Raw genomic sequence first — 16,802 nt, forward strand, 5'->3', positions numbered from 1 at the left:
CCCGGCCTCCTAAGAGATCATCGGCCAGAGCCCGGCCACGCATGGTCCAGCGGTCTGGCCAGGGCCAGACCAATGCGGGGGCGAGCATCGCATGGCTCCCGCGCCGCAAACGGGGGTTGCATTTGGCAAGGGAATGGCGAGGATCGACAGGCGCGTTTTGCGCCGGCTCGAGGGAGGCATATTCATGAGATTTCTTGCGGCGATCTTCTCGCGCCAGGGTTTTGCCATTCTCTTCCTGTCGGGTCTTCTTGCGGCCTGCACCGTCGTCGTCGATGACGGGCCGGGACCACGTCCGCGCCCGCCACGGCCGGAACCGGAATTCTGCACCAGGCAATACGAGCCGGTCTGCGCGCGGCGCGGCGGTGACCGCCAGACCTTCGCCAATGCCTGCCTTGCCGAACGGGAAGGCTACCGCATCGTTCGCGACGGCCCTTGCCGCGACGGCGGCGGTGGTGGCGGTGGTGGCGGCGAAGAGCCGACATTCTGCACGCGCGAATACGCCCCGGTCTGCGCCCGCCGCCATGGCGAGCTGCGCACCTTTCCCAACGCCTGCGAGGCCCGTGCCGCCGACTACCGCGTCGTCGAGGACGGCCCCTGCTGATTTTCTTCTCCCCTGTCGGGTGAGTCCGCCGGAGGAGTATCCATCGTCTCTGTAGCACGATGAAAGGCTGGCGAACGCCGGGACGCTGCGAAGCAGCGGGGACCCCGCAGGTGGACCGGGCCACCCTCGGTCCTTCGCAGGCTCAGGGCGCTCGAAACTCGAAAAGTCAAGCAATTGGCCTTTTCGTCTGCTGCGCGGACCGGCTTCTCACCTCCAAGGGAAGAAGGATACCTTGTCGAGCGTGGCTTCGTCGACGTCGCGCGAGCGGCTCGACGAAGAACGTCAAGCAAGCCTCCGTTGCAGAGTTTTGCGCGAGATCGTCAGTCCGAGATCGTCAGTCCATTGCCGGCAGGTACGCCAGGCGCGCCCCTGCCTTGTCAGCCCTTCGACTTCGGCCTCAGGCTGCTCTCGGCTTGCTTGACCGAGGAACCGAACGGGGAGGCGGCCTTGGCCACCACCTTGTCTTTCTTGGGCTTGCGCGTTTCGCGATTGCTGCGCTGCTGACCCTTGGCCATCTGTCTGTTCCTTCGTACGTGCTGGGTGGGTGCGGTGTCAGACGGCCGGGCTGTCGGGGACAGCCGGGGCGTCCGCCACTTCGAGGTTGTCTTCCGTGGTGACCCGCTCATACGTCTCCTGCTCGCTGCGGATGCGATATTGTGGCGAGCCATCCTTGACCGGCAATCTGCTCTTGATCTGAAACAGCTCGGCGGTCTTCTGGGCGAGCCCGCTGCGGCTCTTCATGCGCACGGTCTGGCCGATGGCGAAGAGGTGCGAGGGCGTGTCGGTGCGCGGACGCGCATTCTGCTGGAAGCGGATCATGCTGCGTTCTCCTGGTCGCGCCTCAGCGCTGTTTCGAGTTCGAGGTAGTCGATGGCGACAAGCTGGCTGGTGGCCGGGTTCTTCACCGCCCTTGCCGGCAAATGGATGAAGGTGGCGACGCGACGCCAGGCAAGCCGCGACATGCCCTCGATCAGCTCTTCGTCGTGATCGATGTCATAGTCGCCGGCCGGCAGTTGCCCTTCCAGCCCGCTAAGCACGAAGGGTGCCGCGAAATGGGCGATGGAACGGGTGGTGCGATCCGGCATTGGCTTGGCTCTGGTTCGTCGATGCTTTCCGGCATCAACCGGGAACTCAACCATCGGCGATTGGAATGAGTTTGGCGGGTCGAGTATCTCCGACGCCGCTATATGCCAAGCTTGACCCAAAAAACGATCTCAGATCAATAATCCGAAATTGTTGGTTATTCAAGCTGATTTCCGCCACGGCTCGACCGGTATAAAAAATTTCTCGTATAAACCCCTAATAAATCTGCTACTGTGGAACAATATCAGCCAATTTCTTATTTAGAGAGCATCGGAAAATTATTCCGGTGCCCCTAAGATTATTTTTTACGAAAGGCAAAAATATATGAGATTCATGAAAACGCCGGATCGTCCGACCGCAACAATCGAGCCAATCGTCCTCTTCCCCAAGGCAATATCAGTGCGCCTGACGATAAGAAGCGACGAAGCGGCACGGCGCAAGATTGCCGACACCGACGGCACGCTACGGCGGGAGCGCCGGCTCGCCGAGAGCCACCGGCTGATTTGAACGCTACATTTTCCTGGAATTCCTCTAGAGTTTCGAAGAGGTCCGCGCCCTTGGCGAGCCCACTCTTCCCTTGAACCTGCAGCGCCGATGGCCTAGATCGCGGCAAGCGGACAAAACACGGCAGGTTTCCCATCAACAGAGATCAGAGAAGAGCGGCGGGTGCTGGAGCTGGCGGACAGGCGCCGCTGGGCCTCGACCAATATGTGCAGCAGGCGCTGCAGCTGCATCAGGCCGGGCGCCGGCAGGAGGCCGAGACGCTGTACCGGCAGGTGCTGGCGCGCAAGGCCAATCACCCGGCAGCGGCGCATTTCCTGGGCCTGTTGCTGCACCAGACCGGGCGCAGCCCCGAAGGGCTGGAGCTGATCGAGCAGTCTGTGCGTCTGCAGCCGAAGAATCCCGATTTCCTCAACAATCTCGGCACGGTGATGCGCGATCTCGGCCGCGTTGCCGCGTCCGCCGATTTCTTCCGCGGCGCGGTCGATCTCAAGCCCGACCAGCTCGCGGCACGCGACAATCTGGGTTCGGCGTTGAAACAGCTCGGCCAGTTCGAGGCTGCGGAGGACATCTATCGCGGCACAATCGGGCGCAATCCCTTCCATGTCCGCGCCCGCATCGGGCTTGCCGAAACGTTGCAGGAAGCCGGTCGTCTGGATGAGGCGCTGGCGACCTTTCGCGAGGCGCTGACGATCCGGCCCAAGGATGCCGACCTGTTGCATGGGCTCGGCGTCGGGCTGATGGAAAAAGGCAAGCTCGATGAAGCGGCAGACCTGTTTCGGCAGGCGTTGGCGATCACGCCAGGCATGGCAAAGGCCTGGCTGATGCTGACGCAGGTCAAGCGCCAGAAGGAGCGCGACGCCGAACTCGCCGGCATGGAGGCCCAGCATGCCAAGGCGCCGGCCGACAGCCTGGCACGCATGCAGCTGTCCTTCGGTCTCGGCAAGGCCAATGACGATTTGAAGGACTATAACAGGGCCTTCGACTATTTCGCTGAAGGCAATGCGATCCGCCGCAAGGGCATCGATTATGATCCGGTCAGGACGCGGGCCGAATTCGAGGCGATGAAGACGGTGTTCAACGCCGGCTTTTTCGAAAAGCACAAGCCAAGTGCAATCTCCGACGACACGCCGATTTTCGTCGTCGGCATGCCGCGCTCCGGCACCACGCTGGTCGAACAGATCATCGCCAGCCATCCACAAGTCTATGGCGCGGGCGAGCTCAGCATGTTGAAAACCGCGGTCGGCAAGCAATTTCCGCTGACCATGCCGGGAGGTTTCCCCTGGGGACTGGTCGATGTATCCGACGCGGAGTTTGCGGAGGCGGGCCAAGCCTATCTCGACATGCTGCATGAGCGCTATCCCAACTTCAGGCATGTCACCGACAAGATGCCCGGCAACTTCCTGCTCATCGGCTTCATCCATATGATGCTGCCGAAAGCCAAGATCATCCATTGCGCGCGCGATGCGGCGGCGACCTGCCTTTCGATCTACAAAGTGCATTTCCGCGGCGACAACCACCGCTACGGCTATGATCTGGGCGAGCTCGCCGATTTCCACAACATCTACACCGACATCATGACGCATTGGCACGATGTTCTGCCGGGCGTCGTCCATGACGTGCGTTACGAGGATTTCGTGGCCGACCAGGAGGGACAGACGCGGGCGCTGATCGGGCATCTCGGCCTGTCCTGGGACGACAAGGCGCTGTCGTTCCACGAGACCGACCGCCCGGTGCGCACGGCCTCGGCCGCGCAGGTGCGCCAGCCGATGTATCAGGGCTCGGTCGATCTCTGGAAGCGCTATGGCGACAGGTTGAAGCCGCTGCTGGACAAGCTGGCCTGAGCAGCGGCTAAAGCTCGATGAAGGGCTGGAAGCCGCCGAAGATCATGCGCTTCATATCGAAGGGCATGGGCCCCAAATCGGGTGTCAAACGGGGATCGGCCATCACCTTGGCCATTACCGCGTCGCGGCTTTGCCTGGACGAATAGACGGCCCAAGCAAAGACGACGATCTCGTCGTCTTTTGCCTGAACGGCACGCGGAAACGAGGTCAACTCACCATAGGGCACGTCGTCGGCGATACATTCGACATAGGCGAGCGCTCCGTGTTCCTTCCATATCGGGCCTGCGAGGTTGGCCAGCTTCTTGTAGTCATCGATATTTGCCTTCGGCACGGCGAGCACGAAACCATCGACATAGGACATCAGGTTCTCCTTGGAGTATCTCACAAAGCTCCTTACCGGCGTCAGCCGGTGAGGAGCTTTGTCAGCGGTGGTCAGTCTTTCTTCGCCGGCGCGTTCATCGCCCATTCGACCCCGAAGGGATCGCGCATGTTGCCCCACTGGTCGCCCCAGAACATCAGCTGCAGCGGCACTGCGACTTCGCAGCCGGCATCGACCGCGCGCTTCCACCAGTCATCGATCTCGTCGGCGCCGAGATGGAGCTGCATGGTATAGCCCTGCGGCTTGACGGCAGGCATGCCGTTTTCGGGGTAGAAATCGGAAATCATCAGCGTCGAGCCGTTGATGTGGAGATGGATGTGCATGGTGCGGCCCTGCTCATCGGGCGGATAGAAGAACACCTGCTCGGCGCCGAAGGCCTTCTTGTAGAATTCGGCGGCCTTGAAGGCGCCGTCCAGCTGCAGATAGGGGGTCAATCCACCGAGAACTTTCGCGGCCGGCTGAATGGGGGTCTGGTCGGTCATGTCTTGTTCCTCTTTGGGTTTGGTCTGGGCGCTTGGTCTGGCCTTTGCGAACCTCAGGACGAACGAGGCGGCGGCAATCCTACATGTCTGATGCGATTTTTTGGGCCGATGCGATTTTTGGGGTGAAATGAACTTGCGTCGGCGGCGCCCAATCAGAGCGCAATCCTCGGTATGAGCAGGCTAGAAAAGGGGACTGCTTCTCCAACCCGCTGAGACGACAATGATCCTCTATTACCAGACCCATTCGCCCTTTGCGCGCAAGGCGCTCGTCTTCGCCCATGAGGTCGGGCTTGCCGACCGGCTCGAGGTCATTCATCACGAGACCAGCCCGACCTTGCGCAATGCCCGTGTCTACGCCGAAAACCCGCTCGGCAAGGTGCCGGTGCTGCTGCGGCCGGATGCGTCGCCGCTCTTCGATTCCGATGTCATCTGCGCCTATCTCGATACGCTGCATGATGGCCGCAAATTGCTGCCGCAGGACGGCGAAGCGCGCTGGCAGGCGTTGCGGCTGCAGGCGGTCGCCCAAGGCCTGGCGCAGACGGGCATAGGCCTGCGCTGGGAGACGGAAAGGCGGCCCGAACAGTTGCGCTATGCAGCGCTTGCCGAAGGCTACCGGGAAAAAATCGAGGCCAGCTATGACTGGATCGAAAGCGCGCTGGACGACGAGACATCGCTCCATGTCGGCCACATAGCGCTTGCCACCACGCTGTCCTGGATGACGTTCCGCCAGCTGCCGTCCTTTCGCGCGCGGGCGCGGCTGACGCGCTGGTTCGAGGCGTTCGAAAAGCGTCGATCGATGCAGGCGACGCCGCTGTCGGGCGATACGCATGACTGAGCAACGGTCGCCCCGCGGCGGCCTGCATCGATTTTCCCGACCGCATGGTCAGGGCGCCCTGCAGATCCGCGGGCCGTTTTGCGCGTCGATGAGGATTTCCGGCCAGCCGATATCCTTGCGCAGTTCGATCGGCAGGGCCAGAAGCTCGCGCTCGCTGCGATAGCGGGCGCGGTTCTGTGCGTAACGGGCGGCGACGCGGCCTATGGATGACAGAATGGACATGATGCGTTCTCCTCAGATGAAGCCGGCATCATCGTGTCGGCATCCCAAGGACGCAGCAGGTTCAGGCGATCCGACAGAGCGCTGAAAATATTTGCGGGAGATGCGAAAGCATGGGCCGCAACACGGTACGGCCCATGGTGGTAGTTCCTCAGCCCGCCGTTTCAGCCACCGAGCGGAAGAAATCCTCGGGGTCTTCGACTTCGGTCAGCTTCCGCTTGTCGATCAGCCAGAAGCGGTTGCCGATGGCGCGGATGAAGGAACGGTCATGCGAGGCGAGCAGGCAGCTCGCCTGATGTTCCAGCAGTTCCGCTTCCAGCGCTTCCTGGCCGTCTATGTCGAGATGGTTGGTCGGCTCGTCGAGCAGGTAGAAGTTAGGGTTGGCGAGCCTGAGCGCCAGCATCATCAGCCGCGCCTTCTGGCCACCGGACAGCACGCCGATCTTTTTCTCCTGCATCTCGATGACCACGCCGGCGCCGGCAAGCAGCGAGCGGGCGCGTTGCTCGCCGACATCGTAGCGGTGCGAGACCAGGGCCAGCGGCGTGTCGTCGCCACTGATGCCGGCCAGCGCCTGGTCGCTGTAGCCAAGCACCGTCGACGGCGTCACCTTGACGTTCGGCACCGTGTCCGGCTCGGCGATGGCGTTGCGGATCAGATCGACGAAACGCGACTTGCCGACGCCGTTGCGGCCGAGCAGCACGATGCGATCGCCCTGGCAGATGTGGCGCTTGCCGGTCTTGAACAGCAGCATGCCGTCCGGCGTTTCCACCGTGGCGTCGTCCAGCGTAATCAGCACCTTGGCATGGGTGCCGCGGTTGGCCAGCCGGATCGCGCCGGCTGATTTCTCGCGATGCGCCGATACCGCGGCGTCTTCCAGCTTCTCCGCCCGTTCCCTGAGTTGCTTGGTCTTCACCGTCAAAAGGTCGCTGCCGGAATTGATGCCGATGTTGTTGAGCTTGGCGGCCTGCTTGCGCAGCTGCTGCGCCACCTTCATGTCGCGCTCGAACCGGCGCGCCGTCGAAGCGTCCAGGTCGTCGAGCGCTTGCCTCGCCCTGGAATAGGGCAGTGCAAACACCGGCGAGTCCTCCGGGCGCAAGAACAGCGTGCGGTTGGTGACGGCGTCGAGAAAGGCGCGGTCGTGACTGGCGATGACCACCGGCACCTCGCGAGGCAGCGCGTTCAGCCAGCTTTCCAGCTGGCTGATCTTGGCGAGGTCGAGATGGTTGGTGGGCTCGTCGAGCAAAAGCACATCGGGGTCGGTGACCCAGACGCGGGCAATCAGCGCCAGCCGCTGCCATCCGCCGCTCAGCGCCTGCATCGGCCGTTCGCGCATCGGCTCGGGCACGTCGAGCGAATCCAGCACCACATCGACGCGCCACATCTCGCTGTCGGCCTGCTCGGCCGGCAAGGCATCGGCCACCACCTGATGGAAGCTGCGGCTAAGAAGGGCAGGCGGAACCGACTGCTCGACATGGCCGACACGCAGGCCGCGCGTGCGAGAAATGTCGCCCGAGGTCGGCTCCAGCGCGCCGGTCAGGCATTTAAGCAAGGTCGACTTGCCGCGGCCATTGGCGGCGACGATGCCGAGCCGGTCGCCGGCGCCGATGGTGAGGTCGAGATTGGAAAACAGCGGCGCACTCATGGTGACGCCGAGGGATTTGAGGCTGATCAGGGCCATTGCGATTTCTCTGGTCTCGCCGGAGACAACTCCGGATGCACTTTGACGGTGTGCTTGCCGGCCATCAGGCTCAGCTTTGCGCACCACGAAAGGCAGACCAAAAAATCGAAACGGGAAAACCCGTAATGTCCCTGGTCAACCCTGCAAGCGAACTCGCAGGGCAGAAATCGGGCCACGCTGATGATGGTGATCGATAGACACGCAGCCCTCCTTTCAAGACAAAACTTTGAGTGTGTGGAGCGATTACACCAAAGGCGGGGGTGGAGGCAAGTGGGCGACGGATGCGGCGGTGGTGGAGCGCTCTTTCCTTCTCCCACAAGTGGAGAAGGAAAGAGGTGCTATTTCCCCGGCCGTCCCGTCTTGCCCGGCCGGCGCTTTTCGCGGCGGGCGTCGCCTGGGTCTTCGTAGGAGCCGATGCCGGCGCGCTGGCGAACGAATGGCTTTGGGGAATCGTCGCGTTCCTTCGCGCCCCCCTCTGCCCTGCCGGGCATCTCCTCCACTCGGGGGGAGATTGGCTGGGGCTTGGCCGGCACTTTCCCTTCGACCGGCTTTTCCGTGCGCCGCACGGTCATCTCGTCGAGCGAATTCTTCTTGAACAGTGGCTTGGTGGCGCCGCCCGGAATGCCGAAGTCGGAGCCGTGCGCTTCCTGCGCCGACTGTTTCTTGAACAGCGAGCGCGACACCGCGCCTGACGGTGTCGGCATGTCGGTACCAGGCCCCATATCGTCGATCGACGGCTTGGCAAATAGCGGTTTCTTCACCGGCACGGCGCCCTCGGCACCCATCTCGTCGAGCGCCGGCTTGCGGAAGAGGTTGGACCGGGCAGCCCTGGCCGCCTCTTCAGCCGCGCGTGCGTCGTCGAACTTGCGGAAACGCTCCTGTTCCTCAGCCGTACGGTGCTTGGCCACGCCCTTGTTGTGCTTGCCCTTCTCGCGGCCCGAGACCGGGCTTTCCATGTCAGCGTATTTGGCCAGCGGGTCTTCCGAGATGGACAGTTCCATCTCGCGCAGCCGCTTGATCTCGTCACGGATGCGGGCGGCCTTCTCGAAGTCGAGATTGGCGGCGGCGTCGCGCATCTGCTTTTCCATGGCGTCGAGATGGGCCTTCAGATTGTTGCCCATCATCGCGCCGGCGCCGTCGGTGAACTGCGAGATGTCGGCGCGGACATGGTCCTTCTCGTAGACCGAGTCCAGAATGTCGGAGATGCGCGACTTCACCGATTCCGGGGTGATGCCGTTGGCCGCGTTCCATTCCATCTGCTTTTCGCGGCGGCGGTTGGTCTCGGCCATCGCCCGCTCCATCGAGCCGGTGACCTGGTCGGCATAGAGGATGACCTTGCCGTCGACGTTGCGGGCGGCGCGGCCGATGGTCTGGATCAGCGACGTCTCGGAGCGCAGAAAGCCCTCCTTGTCGGCGTCGAGGATGGCGACGAAACCGCATTCGGGAATGTCGAGGCCTTCGCGCAGCAGGTTGATGCCGACCAGCACGTCGAAAGCGCCGAGGCGGAGATCGCGCAGAATCTCGATGCGCTCCAGCGTGTCGATGTCGGAGTGCATGTAGCGAACGCGCACGCCTTGCTCATGCAAATATTCGGTCAGGTCTTCGGCCATGCGCTTGGTCAAAACGGTGACCAGCGTGCGGTAGCCGGCGGCCGTGGTGTCGCGGATTTCGCCGACGACATCGTCGACCTGGCTTTTCGCCGGGCGGACTTCGACCGGCGGATCGATCAGGCCGGTCGGGCGGATGACCTGCTCGGCGAACACGCCGCCGGCCTGTTCCATCTCCCAGGCGCCGGGTGTCGCAGAAACCGCGACGGAGAGCGGTCGCATGGCGTCCCATTCCTCGAAGCGCAGCGGACGGTTGTCCATGCAGGAGGGCAGGCGAAAACCATACTCCGCCAGCGTCGCCTTGCGCCGAAAGTCGCCACGATACATGCCGCCGATCTGCGGCACGGTGACGTGGCTTTCGTCGATGAAGACCAGCGCATTGTCCGGGATATATTCGAACAAAGTCGGCGGCGGATCGCCCGGCTGGCGTCCCGTGAGATAGCGCGAATAGTTCTCGATGCCGGCGCAGGAGCCGGTGGCTTCCAGCATCTCAAGATCGAAGCGGCAGCGCTGTTCGAGCCGCTGTGCCTCCAGCAGGCGGCCGGCGCGCTCGAGCTCGACCAGCCGGTGCTTGAGCTCCTCCTTGATCGACTTGATCGCCTGGTTGAGCGTTGGACGCGGCGTCACATAGTGCGAGTTGGCGTAGATCTTGACGCTCTTCAGCTCGCCGGTCTTCTGGCCGGTGAGCGGATCGAATTCGGTGATCGCCTCGATCTCGTCGCCGAACATCGAGATGCGCCAGGCGCGGTCCTCAAGGTGCGCCGGGAAGATTTCGATCGTGTCCCCGCGCACGCGGAACGAGCCGCGCACGAAATTGATGTCCTGGCGCTTGTACTGCTGGGCGACGAGGTCGGCGAGCAGCGCCCGCTGGTCGAGCCGATCGCCGATCTGCATCTGGAAGGTCATCGCCGTGTAGGTCTCGACCGAGCCGATACCGTAGATGCAGGACACCGAGGCGACGATGATGACGTCGTCGCGCTCGAGCAGCGAACGCGTCGCCGAATGGCGCATGCGGTCGATCTGCTCGTTGATCGAGGATTCCTTCTCGATGAAAGTGTCGGTGCGCGGAACGTAGGCTTCCGGTTGGTAGTAGTCGTAATAGGAGACGAAATACTCCACCGCATTGTCTGGGAAGAATTTCTTGAACTCGGAATAGAGCTGCGCGGCCAGCGTTTTGTTGGGCGCCAGGATCAAGGCAGGGCGCTGCGTCTGCTCGATCACCTTGGCCATGGTGAAGGTTTTGCCGGAGCCGGTGACGCCGAGCAGTACCTGGGTGCGGTCATTGTTATCGACGCCCTCGACAAGATCCTTGATGGCGGTCGGCTGGTCGCCGGCCGGCTCGAAATCCGACACCATCTTGATAGCGATGCCGCCTTCGGATTTTTCCGGGCGGGCAGGGCGGTGCGGCGTCCACAGCACGCCGTCCTTGTGCAGCGGGTTGCCGGATTCGATCAGCGCCGACAGCGCCGCGACCGTCGCGGTGACGCTGCCCGAGGCCATCGTCTCGGCGTCTTCCAGCGAGATGTCGAGACCGGCGACCGGGTTGAGGCCGGCGGCGGTGCGCTCGCGCGCCGTTGCCGCGCCACCCATCGAGGTCCCGCGCGAACTGCGGCCGGGCGCAGCGGACCGCTCCGGGATCTTCTTCGCGGACCTTGGTGATTTGCCATCGCCCTTACCGGTGAGACGGCCTTCCTTCTCGGCCTCCTGCTCGATCTGCTCGGCCCAGTCGGCAATCGAGCCGCTCAGCGGCGTGCCGGTGAAGTCAGCCTGCGGCGCCTCGGCGAAGCCACCCTTGTGCAAGGGCTCCGAAGCATCGAGGAAATCGGTCAACGGGCTGCGCCGCTTGGGCAGCGAAGCGCTGTTGTCACCCGCCGGAGACGGTGTCTTTTTCTCGGGAAGTTTGGCCATGCCCCAAATATGGGCAGAGTCCGCCAAAATGGAAAGAGTGCAGTGGCAAGGGACACTAAGCGGGTCGAAGCTCCTGACACAAGGGTGTCAGGAGCTGTGTCACGCAAAGCCGGGCCACCTGCTCAATTGAACCACAGCGCGAAGGTCAAAAACCCACCGCCACCGAACTGACGCTGGATCTGGTCGAACTCGCCGCTGGTCACGATCTCACCGCTCTCGAGGTAGGGCGCGATGGCCGGGCCGGTAATCGACAGCACTAGGTCGAAAGGCTTCGGTTCTTCGAAGAAACGCTTCATGTTGATGCCCTGGCCGGTGCTGGCCGTGATGCGGAAATGCGGCAGCAGCTTGCGGCCTTCCAAAAGGTCTTCGGCCATGGTCAGAGTGGCGAGCCAGGCCTCGACCTGCTCCTCGCCGACTTCGAGCCCGGTGAGCGGGTTCTCGCCCTTCTGCTGCGGTCCCGGTAGCCATTCGCGGTCATTGTCGGTCTCGGCGCGGATCGCCTTCCAGTCCTGGCGCGACAGCCGGATCATTTCGAGCAGATGGCGGCGCGCCGCTTGACGTCGCTCGGGCTCGACCACCGGCCAGTTGACGAGGTGAACCATGGAGATGAAATCCGCGATGCGCCATTCCGATGAGAAGATGCTGCTGCCCATGTCCCCGGCGGGAGGCACCAGAACGTCCTGCAGCGGCAGTTTGGCGTGCGGGAACAGCATGTGGAACGAGCCGTCGAACATGGTCCTGAAATCATGCGCCAGCCAGAAATCGGCCTGCGCCATCAGGAATTCGGCATAGCCCTGCAGCCAGAAACCGTCGGCCCGGTCGAAGCGGAATGTGAGCGAGGGAGCGGCGCCGTCCGACGAGATACCGCCGCGCGACAGCGAGGCCATGATCGCGGCCATGCTTTCATCCGGCGCGATGGCACCGTCTTCGTTGAGATCGATGCCGGCATGGGTGAGGTCGACGACCATGCCGATATCGGCATCGGCGGGTACCGAGCCCAGAGTGGCCGCGGATGTCTCCAGCCGGTCGCGGAAGGCGACCAGAATGGCGCGGAACTGCTCATAGGTCAGCGGTTCGGGCTTGGGATTGTCCGGAATCGGCAGCCGCATCAGCGGCAGCATGAAGGATTGCGGGCTTTCGAACCCGTGGCGGTGCAGACCGCCGGCGAGGATTTCCAGCGCGGTGAAGAATTCGCCGGCGCCGGCGGCATAGGCTGACGCCGGATCGCCCTGGGCTGCAGCCTCGAGCGTGGTAAGCGCGGCGTTGCGCTCGGTCACCGTTTTGGCCTCGAACAAAGCGGTTGCCGCTTCGGGCGCGGCGGCGCGGGCCGAAGATAAAGGCAGCAACAGGAGGAGGGCGGACGCCAGCAGGCCTGCAAAACGTGTCATCTCATCCCTCCACTATGCGATGCGCAGACATTACACGCATTTGGCGCCGTGTCTGCCGGCGGCAGTGTTTCAAGGACTGACGGTCGACACTTCCCGGGCAGACCGTCTACACAAGCTAACCGATTGGGCAAACGATTGGGCGTCGCGTGTCGAATTATCCGCTTTCCTACAAACTGTCATGGCTGCCGCGCTTCCTGAAACCGTCTCTCGGCGGCGATGTCAGGGATTTTGCGCCGATCGCGGCAACGACACTCATCGATCCACCGCCAGGGCGCAAGGTGCGGCTGGCCTTTGTCGGCGATATTTCGGCGGTGGCCAACCATAGTGCGCCGGAGTGCGATCCGGAGATCGCAAAGCTCTTGGGCTCAGCCGATCTGGTGATCGGCAATTGCGAAAGTCCGGTCGTCGAGCGGCCGAGCGTGGCGTTTGGCACGCGGCTTGGCACTCACCATGCGATGAGCGAGCGGTTTCTTGCCGCGGCGCTTGCCGCCGTAGGCATCGCGCGCGAAAGGCTCGTGCTGTCGCTGGCCAACAACCATGTGCTCGACCAGGGCGTCGCCGGTTTCGACGAGACCGTTGCGGCGTTGAAGCGGCTTGGAATCCGCACCATCGGCACCGCGAAAAAAGGACCGGTCGAGCAGGTCAAGGCCGGGCCGCTGACGATCGGCTTTGCCGCCTTCACACTGTGGCGCAATGGTGACGCCGGGCCATTCACCGAGCTTGTCTCGATGCAAGGCGATCCGGCGGCATGGCCGAGAGGCGCGGCCGACAAGAATATCGATCTCACCTGTGCGGTGCCGCACTGGGACTGGGAGTTCCGGCATTTTCCGCAGCCGCAAACGCAAATGCTGGCGAGGGTGCTGGCCGGTCACGGCGTCGGGCTGATTGCCGGGCACCACGCCCATGTCGTGCAGCCGGTGCAATGGGTCGGCAAGACGCTCGTGGCTTACGGGCTTGGCGACTTCCTCGGCACGGCGCTGGCGCGGCAGCCCTGGCCCGGCCGCATCGCCGGCATTTTCGTCGTCGATGTCAGCGCCGATCTCGGCATGCGCGGTGCGATCGCCGGGTACCGGATGCATCCCTTCATGCGGCTGCGCGCAGGCGGGCATGAGCGGCTGGTTCCGGTCGAGGCGCTGACTGGCCGGGTGAAGGGCAAGGTCCAGGCCAGGCTGAAGGCGATCTTTGGCGACTGACAACTTTCCCGTTATCATAGGTATAATAGGACTTTGCGAGGGGGCGATGGAAGCAGCTGAGTTCATGCCTGATGAAGCGGTGGTCGCCGGCATCAGGAAGAATATCGAGATCTATGAGGCTGGACGGGCTTCGGCCTGCCGCCAGGTGCGCTGGCGGGTGCCGGTGTTTCTGGGGCTGCTGCTGGTTTTTGTCGTGCTGGTGGCCTGGCTGTTCAACAAGGTCGCCGACTTGAACGAGCAATGGTTCTCGACGCCGCATGTGTTCCTCTATGCCGGCGGTTTCTTCGCGGCGCTGCTGCTGTACTTCCTGGCGATCAGGCCGGCGACGCGGCTGCAGCAATCGTTCCGTGAGACGCTGCTGCCGATCATCTTCGGCTTCATCAGGGATGTGCGCTATCAGCACAGCGTGACGCCGAATTCCTTCGACCGGCTGCCGCGCGCCGTGGTCGGCGCCTTCAACCGGCAGAGCTTCGACGACATCGTGTCAGGCCGCTACGAGGATTTTCCGTTCGAGCTCTACGAGGCGGAGTTGCGCCAAGGTTCGGGCAAAGGCTCGTCGACGGTCTTCAAGGGCGTCATCGTTGCGTTCGAAACGATCGCGCCGTTCCCCGGCATATTGGTCGCGACGCGCCGCAGCAACGCGGTGGTCGGTTTCTTCCGCGGCATCTTCGCCGGCAAGATGCAGGAACTGTCCAGCGGCGATCCGCTGCTCGACGGCGACTACGAATTTCGCACCGACAATGTCGCCGCCGCGCAGCCGCTGGTGAGCGGCCGGTTGGCGCAGGCGCTGAAATGGCTGCACGAGACATGGCGCGATGATCCGGCGCGGGTGGCACTTAATGGCAGCGATGGTTTCCTGCTCTTGCCGCAGCCGAAGAATTTCTTCGAACTGCCCGCCATTTCCGTGCCACTCGATTACACCAAGCACATCGCGCCGATGATCGCCGATATGGGCGCGATCTTGGCGACCGCGGCGCTGGTGCGCAAGATCGGCGCGACGGATGGCGAGGCCTAAAGCGCCGCGCGTCGAAACGAATTCATGCGACGCGCTTCCGCCCTGGCCGGAATCCTGCGCACCGGCCGGAACCGGCGCCAAGGCCGGCACCAGGGACAGCACGGTTCGAACTGCATGCTTCATGAAATGGCGCTCCTGCGTGTCGATGCCTGACACCATCATGCATCTATCTGGAGTTTTCAACGGCAGTGCGACAGCGTGGTATGGTCCGAACGGCAGGCCGCTCACAACCCGCTCGGCACCAGCCCTGCCAGCCAGTTCGCGGACCGCTTGGCCATGCCGACCGTTGCCGACGCGACGCGGCCGAGATCTGTCTTCACCACGGCGTAGCCGTTCCTGGTGCGGTAGAGCACGCCTGTTCCGCCATCGACCACTTGCTCGTAGGCGACGGGCCGTACCGCTGCTGCCTCCATGGCCGTCGTCGGGGAGCCGACGGAAACGCTCGGCCGATGGCTCAGTTCCGGCGGCAACGGGGTTTGGACATTCCGGCTGGCCGGCTTCAGTTCCGGGCGGGATGCGGCCGCCGCCAGTTGCGAAGAAGACGCCGACCCCTTGCTGCGGCATATGCCGGAGACCAGCGGATAGTCGAAGTTCTTCTGGTGCAGCATCTGGCTTTTCATCGCCGCTTCGCAGTCGGCGATGGTCGCCCACTTCGCCGGCGTCTCGCCGATATATTCGCAAAGCTTGGCGTCGCAGTCGCAGCCGACAATGGTCATGGCGACAAGGGCGGTCTTGAGCACGGTCTTGTCCTTCGGATTGCCCCCCGGCAGCCAGTCCTTCCATCGCGCGCGAACAAGGCGGGATTTTGGCCGCGATCACGCGATGAGCCGGGGGATGCGTTTTTTGGGTACCGCTCACTACAGGTGGATTTCGAGACACCCGGTAGCAATAGGGCGGGGGCGTGATGCATTTGCAGGAAGAAGCCTGAATAAATCTTGTCGGCTATGGCCGCGACAACTGTTTCTTGGCCCGGTTTTCTACTACGATACTCACGGGGCGATACAACAATATAGGAGGGGTTTGTCATGGGAAGAATTGTCCGGTCCGCCGAGCCTGTGCCGAAAAGGGATTCAACGCTCGAGGGCATTCCAGGCGATGCTCCGCTCGGCGTCGACGATGACAAGCAAGGAGATCAAGGATCGAAAGGCGGCGACGGCTATCTCGACCGGGTGGCGAAGTACGTGCCTGCCGAAGTCGTGGCATTTTTCATCTTCGTCAATTCCATCCTGGTCAATGCCACCGAGCAGCCGGTTGCCAAGGCGTTGACCGATGCGGTGGCGGAAGAGACCAAAGGCAATCCGGGGGACATTCCGGGTAAGGTGCAGGCAGCCATCTATAAGATTGAAATGGCCGGTATCAGCGTCTGGACCATTTCATGGATCATGTTGATCGTCGCGCTGGCGATGACGCCGGTGTATCTGAAATCGGTCAGCGATTCAGCCGACAATGCGGAGGCTCCGGGAGCCAACATCGTCATGTCGATGCTCGCCTTCCCATTCTGGGCCTATGCCGTCAACGCGCTGGCCCTCAGGCCATGGCATGACGGTGCGCTGGCCTGCATCATGCTCGCCACCTTCACGCTCATCAGCGGCGCCATACGGCCGGAATATATAAACGCTGGCCTCAATTTGATCCCGGGCATCGGCCCGAAGAAGTAGCTTGGCCCGCCGGGCAGGCCGCGGTGCAGGGCGCGGCTTCAGTTGTAGACGCGCTCCAGCCTCGCGCCTGCTTCGAACAGCGCCGGCAGCACGATGTGCAGCTTGCGCACGGCGACGATCAGCCCGGTGCGACGGGTGGCCGGATCGATCGGAACGGTTGGCTGAACGGCGTGCGGGAGCCTTTGGGCGGAGCGAAGTCCGCCGCCGAAACACGGTGAGCATGATCGCGTCGTTGCCACCGATCGACGAAGGACACGCCTCTGTCGATCAGGCGCGGGATCATGTCGGTGAATTGCTGACCGCGCCTGGTGATGAAGTGGTGCCGTCAGCGCCGAAATCGCGTTCCAGCAAAGTATCGGCTTCTTACGCGTCGCTTCGCCGACCGGACCCTTGGCCCAAAGACAGTCGGCG

General features: G+C 63.1%; 18 protein-coding genes and 1 pseudogene. 8 read left to right on the forward strand and 11 right to left on the reverse strand.

Annotated elements, in window-relative coordinates:
• Positions 1-184: 184 nt before the first annotated feature.
• The gene (locus tag NKI61_RS01045; protein ID WP_352838677.1) at positions 185-601 is read left to right on the forward strand and encodes a Kazal-type serine protease inhibitor domain-containing protein; all 417 of its coding nucleotides are present in this window, start codon (positions 185-187) and stop codon (positions 599-601) included.
• A gap of 377 nt (positions 602-978) precedes the next feature.
• Here NKI61_RS01045 and NKI61_RS01050 read toward each other — a convergent pair whose 3' ends face one another.
• The 3 genes from NKI61_RS01050 to NKI61_RS01060 are packed head-to-tail and all read right to left on the reverse strand — an operon-like array spanning position 979 to position 1,686.
• Positions 979-1,116 (reverse strand): hypothetical protein, encoded by a 138-nt coding sequence (locus tag NKI61_RS01050; RefSeq protein ID WP_352626098.1) that lies wholly within the window; start codon positions 1,114-1,116, stop codon positions 979-981.
• 37 nt (positions 1,117-1,153) lie between these two features.
• Positions 1,154-1,420, reverse strand: a complete 267-nt coding sequence (locus NKI61_RS01055) for a hypothetical protein (protein WP_023711156.1) — start codon at positions 1,418-1,420, stop codon at positions 1,154-1,156.
• Complete coding sequence (locus NKI61_RS01060; protein WP_023701590.1) at positions 1,417-1,686, reverse strand: hypothetical protein; 270 nt, start codon at positions 1,684-1,686, stop codon at positions 1,417-1,419. The genes NKI61_RS01055 and NKI61_RS01060 overlap by 4 nt, the downstream gene beginning before the upstream one ends.
• Before the next feature lie 322 nt (positions 1,687-2,008).
• Here NKI61_RS01060 and NKI61_RS01065 point away from each other — a divergent pair, with 322 nt between their 5' ends.
• Both NKI61_RS01065 and NKI61_RS01070 read left to right on the forward strand, forming a co-directional pair.
• Positions 2,009-2,191, forward strand: a complete 183-nt coding sequence (locus tag NKI61_RS01065; protein ID WP_023728228.1) for a hypothetical protein — start codon at positions 2,009-2,011, stop codon at positions 2,189-2,191.
• A 203-nt stretch (positions 2,192-2,394) separates the two neighbouring features.
• On the forward strand, positions 2,395-4,029 hold the full coding sequence (locus NKI61_RS01070; RefSeq protein WP_352838678.1) for a tetratricopeptide repeat-containing sulfotransferase family protein: 1,635 nt from the start codon (positions 2,395-2,397) through the stop codon (positions 4,027-4,029).
• A gap of 7 nt (positions 4,030-4,036) precedes the next feature.
• Here NKI61_RS01070 and NKI61_RS01075 read toward each other — a convergent pair whose 3' ends face one another.
• A complete protein-coding gene (locus NKI61_RS01075; RefSeq protein WP_023683729.1) occupies positions 4,037-4,390 on the reverse strand; it encodes a DUF1428 domain-containing protein in 354 nt (117 codons plus the stop codon).
• On the opposite strand from NKI61_RS01075, the gene NKI61_RS01080 reads away from it, so the two are divergent.
• Entirely contained in the window at positions 4,277-4,642 is a 366-nt protein-coding gene (locus NKI61_RS01080) for a hypothetical protein (RefSeq protein ID WP_352630522.1), read from the forward strand. The two genes, NKI61_RS01075 and NKI61_RS01080, sit on opposite strands and share 114 nt — an antisense overlap.
• Here the strand turns inward: NKI61_RS01080 and NKI61_RS01085 are convergent.
• Positions 4,549-4,890 (reverse strand): annotated as a pseudogene (locus tag NKI61_RS01085) (VOC family protein); the annotation flags it as partial. The gene NKI61_RS01080 and the pseudogene NKI61_RS01085 overlap by 94 nt on opposite strands.
• Before the next feature lie 220 nt (positions 4,891-5,110).
• Here NKI61_RS01085 and NKI61_RS01090 point away from each other — a divergent pair.
• The gene (locus tag NKI61_RS01090) at positions 5,111-5,725 is read left to right on the forward strand and encodes a glutathione S-transferase family protein (RefSeq protein WP_023728227.1); all 615 of its coding nucleotides are present in this window, start codon (positions 5,111-5,113) and stop codon (positions 5,723-5,725) included.
• Positions 5,726-5,773: 48 nt separating this feature from the next.
• Here the strand turns inward: NKI61_RS01090 and NKI61_RS01095 are convergent, their stop codons facing one another.
• The 4 genes from NKI61_RS01095 to NKI61_RS01110 form a co-directional block, all read right to left on the reverse strand.
• Positions 5,774-5,947: a hypothetical protein gene (locus tag NKI61_RS01095; RefSeq protein WP_023672009.1), complete on the reverse strand. Its 174-nt coding sequence runs from the start codon at positions 5,945-5,947 to the stop codon at positions 5,774-5,776.
• Positions 5,948-6,095: 148 nt separating this feature from the next.
• Positions 6,096-7,622: an ABC-F family ATP-binding cassette domain-containing protein gene (locus NKI61_RS01100; RefSeq protein ID WP_352838679.1), complete on the reverse strand. Its 1,527-nt coding sequence runs from the start codon at positions 7,620-7,622 to the stop codon at positions 6,096-6,098.
• Positions 7,623-7,960: 338 nt separating this feature from the next.
• The gene (gene uvrB, locus NKI61_RS01105) at positions 7,961-11,137 is read right to left on the reverse strand and encodes an excinuclease ABC subunit UvrB (protein WP_023821589.1); all 3,177 of its coding nucleotides are present in this window, start codon (positions 11,135-11,137) and stop codon (positions 7,961-7,963) included.
• Positions 11,138-11,259: 122 nt separating this feature from the next.
• The gene (locus tag NKI61_RS01110) at positions 11,260-12,525 is read right to left on the reverse strand and encodes a hypothetical protein (RefSeq protein ID WP_352838680.1); all 1,266 of its coding nucleotides are present in this window, start codon (positions 12,523-12,525) and stop codon (positions 11,260-11,262) included.
• Positions 12,526-12,671: 146 nt separating this feature from the next.
• Here NKI61_RS01110 and NKI61_RS01115 point away from each other — a divergent pair, with 146 nt between their 5' ends.
• The gene (locus NKI61_RS01115) at positions 12,672-13,718 is read left to right on the forward strand and encodes a CapA family protein (RefSeq protein WP_352838681.1); all 1,047 of its coding nucleotides are present in this window, start codon (positions 12,672-12,674) and stop codon (positions 13,716-13,718) included.
• Positions 13,719-13,764: 46 nt separating this feature from the next.
• On the forward strand, positions 13,765-14,733 hold the full coding sequence (locus NKI61_RS01120; RefSeq protein WP_352838682.1) for a hypothetical protein: 969 nt from the start codon (positions 13,765-13,767) through the stop codon (positions 14,731-14,733).
• Positions 14,734-14,957: 224 nt separating this feature from the next.
• Here the strand turns inward: NKI61_RS01120 and NKI61_RS01125 are convergent, their stop codons facing one another.
• On the reverse strand, positions 14,958-15,473 hold the full coding sequence (locus NKI61_RS01125; RefSeq protein WP_352838683.1) for a hypothetical protein: 516 nt from the start codon (positions 15,471-15,473) through the stop codon (positions 14,958-14,960).
• A gap of 285 nt (positions 15,474-15,758) precedes the next feature.
• Between NKI61_RS01125 and NKI61_RS01130 the strand changes: the two genes are divergently transcribed.
• A complete protein-coding gene (locus tag NKI61_RS01130; RefSeq protein ID WP_352838684.1) occupies positions 15,759-16,391 on the forward strand; it encodes a hypothetical protein in 633 nt (210 codons plus the stop codon).
• Between the two features lie 38 nt (positions 16,392-16,429).
• Here the strand turns inward: NKI61_RS01130 and NKI61_RS01135 are convergent, their stop codons facing one another.
• Positions 16,430-16,630, reverse strand: a complete 201-nt coding sequence (locus tag NKI61_RS01135; RefSeq protein WP_027049921.1) for a hypothetical protein — start codon at positions 16,628-16,630, stop codon at positions 16,430-16,432.
• Positions 16,631-16,802 lie beyond the last annotated feature (172 nt).

The organism is Mesorhizobium sp. M0514 (genome assembly GCF_040321145.1).
Lineage (GTDB): Bacteria > Pseudomonadota > Alphaproteobacteria > Rhizobiales > Rhizobiaceae > Mesorhizobium.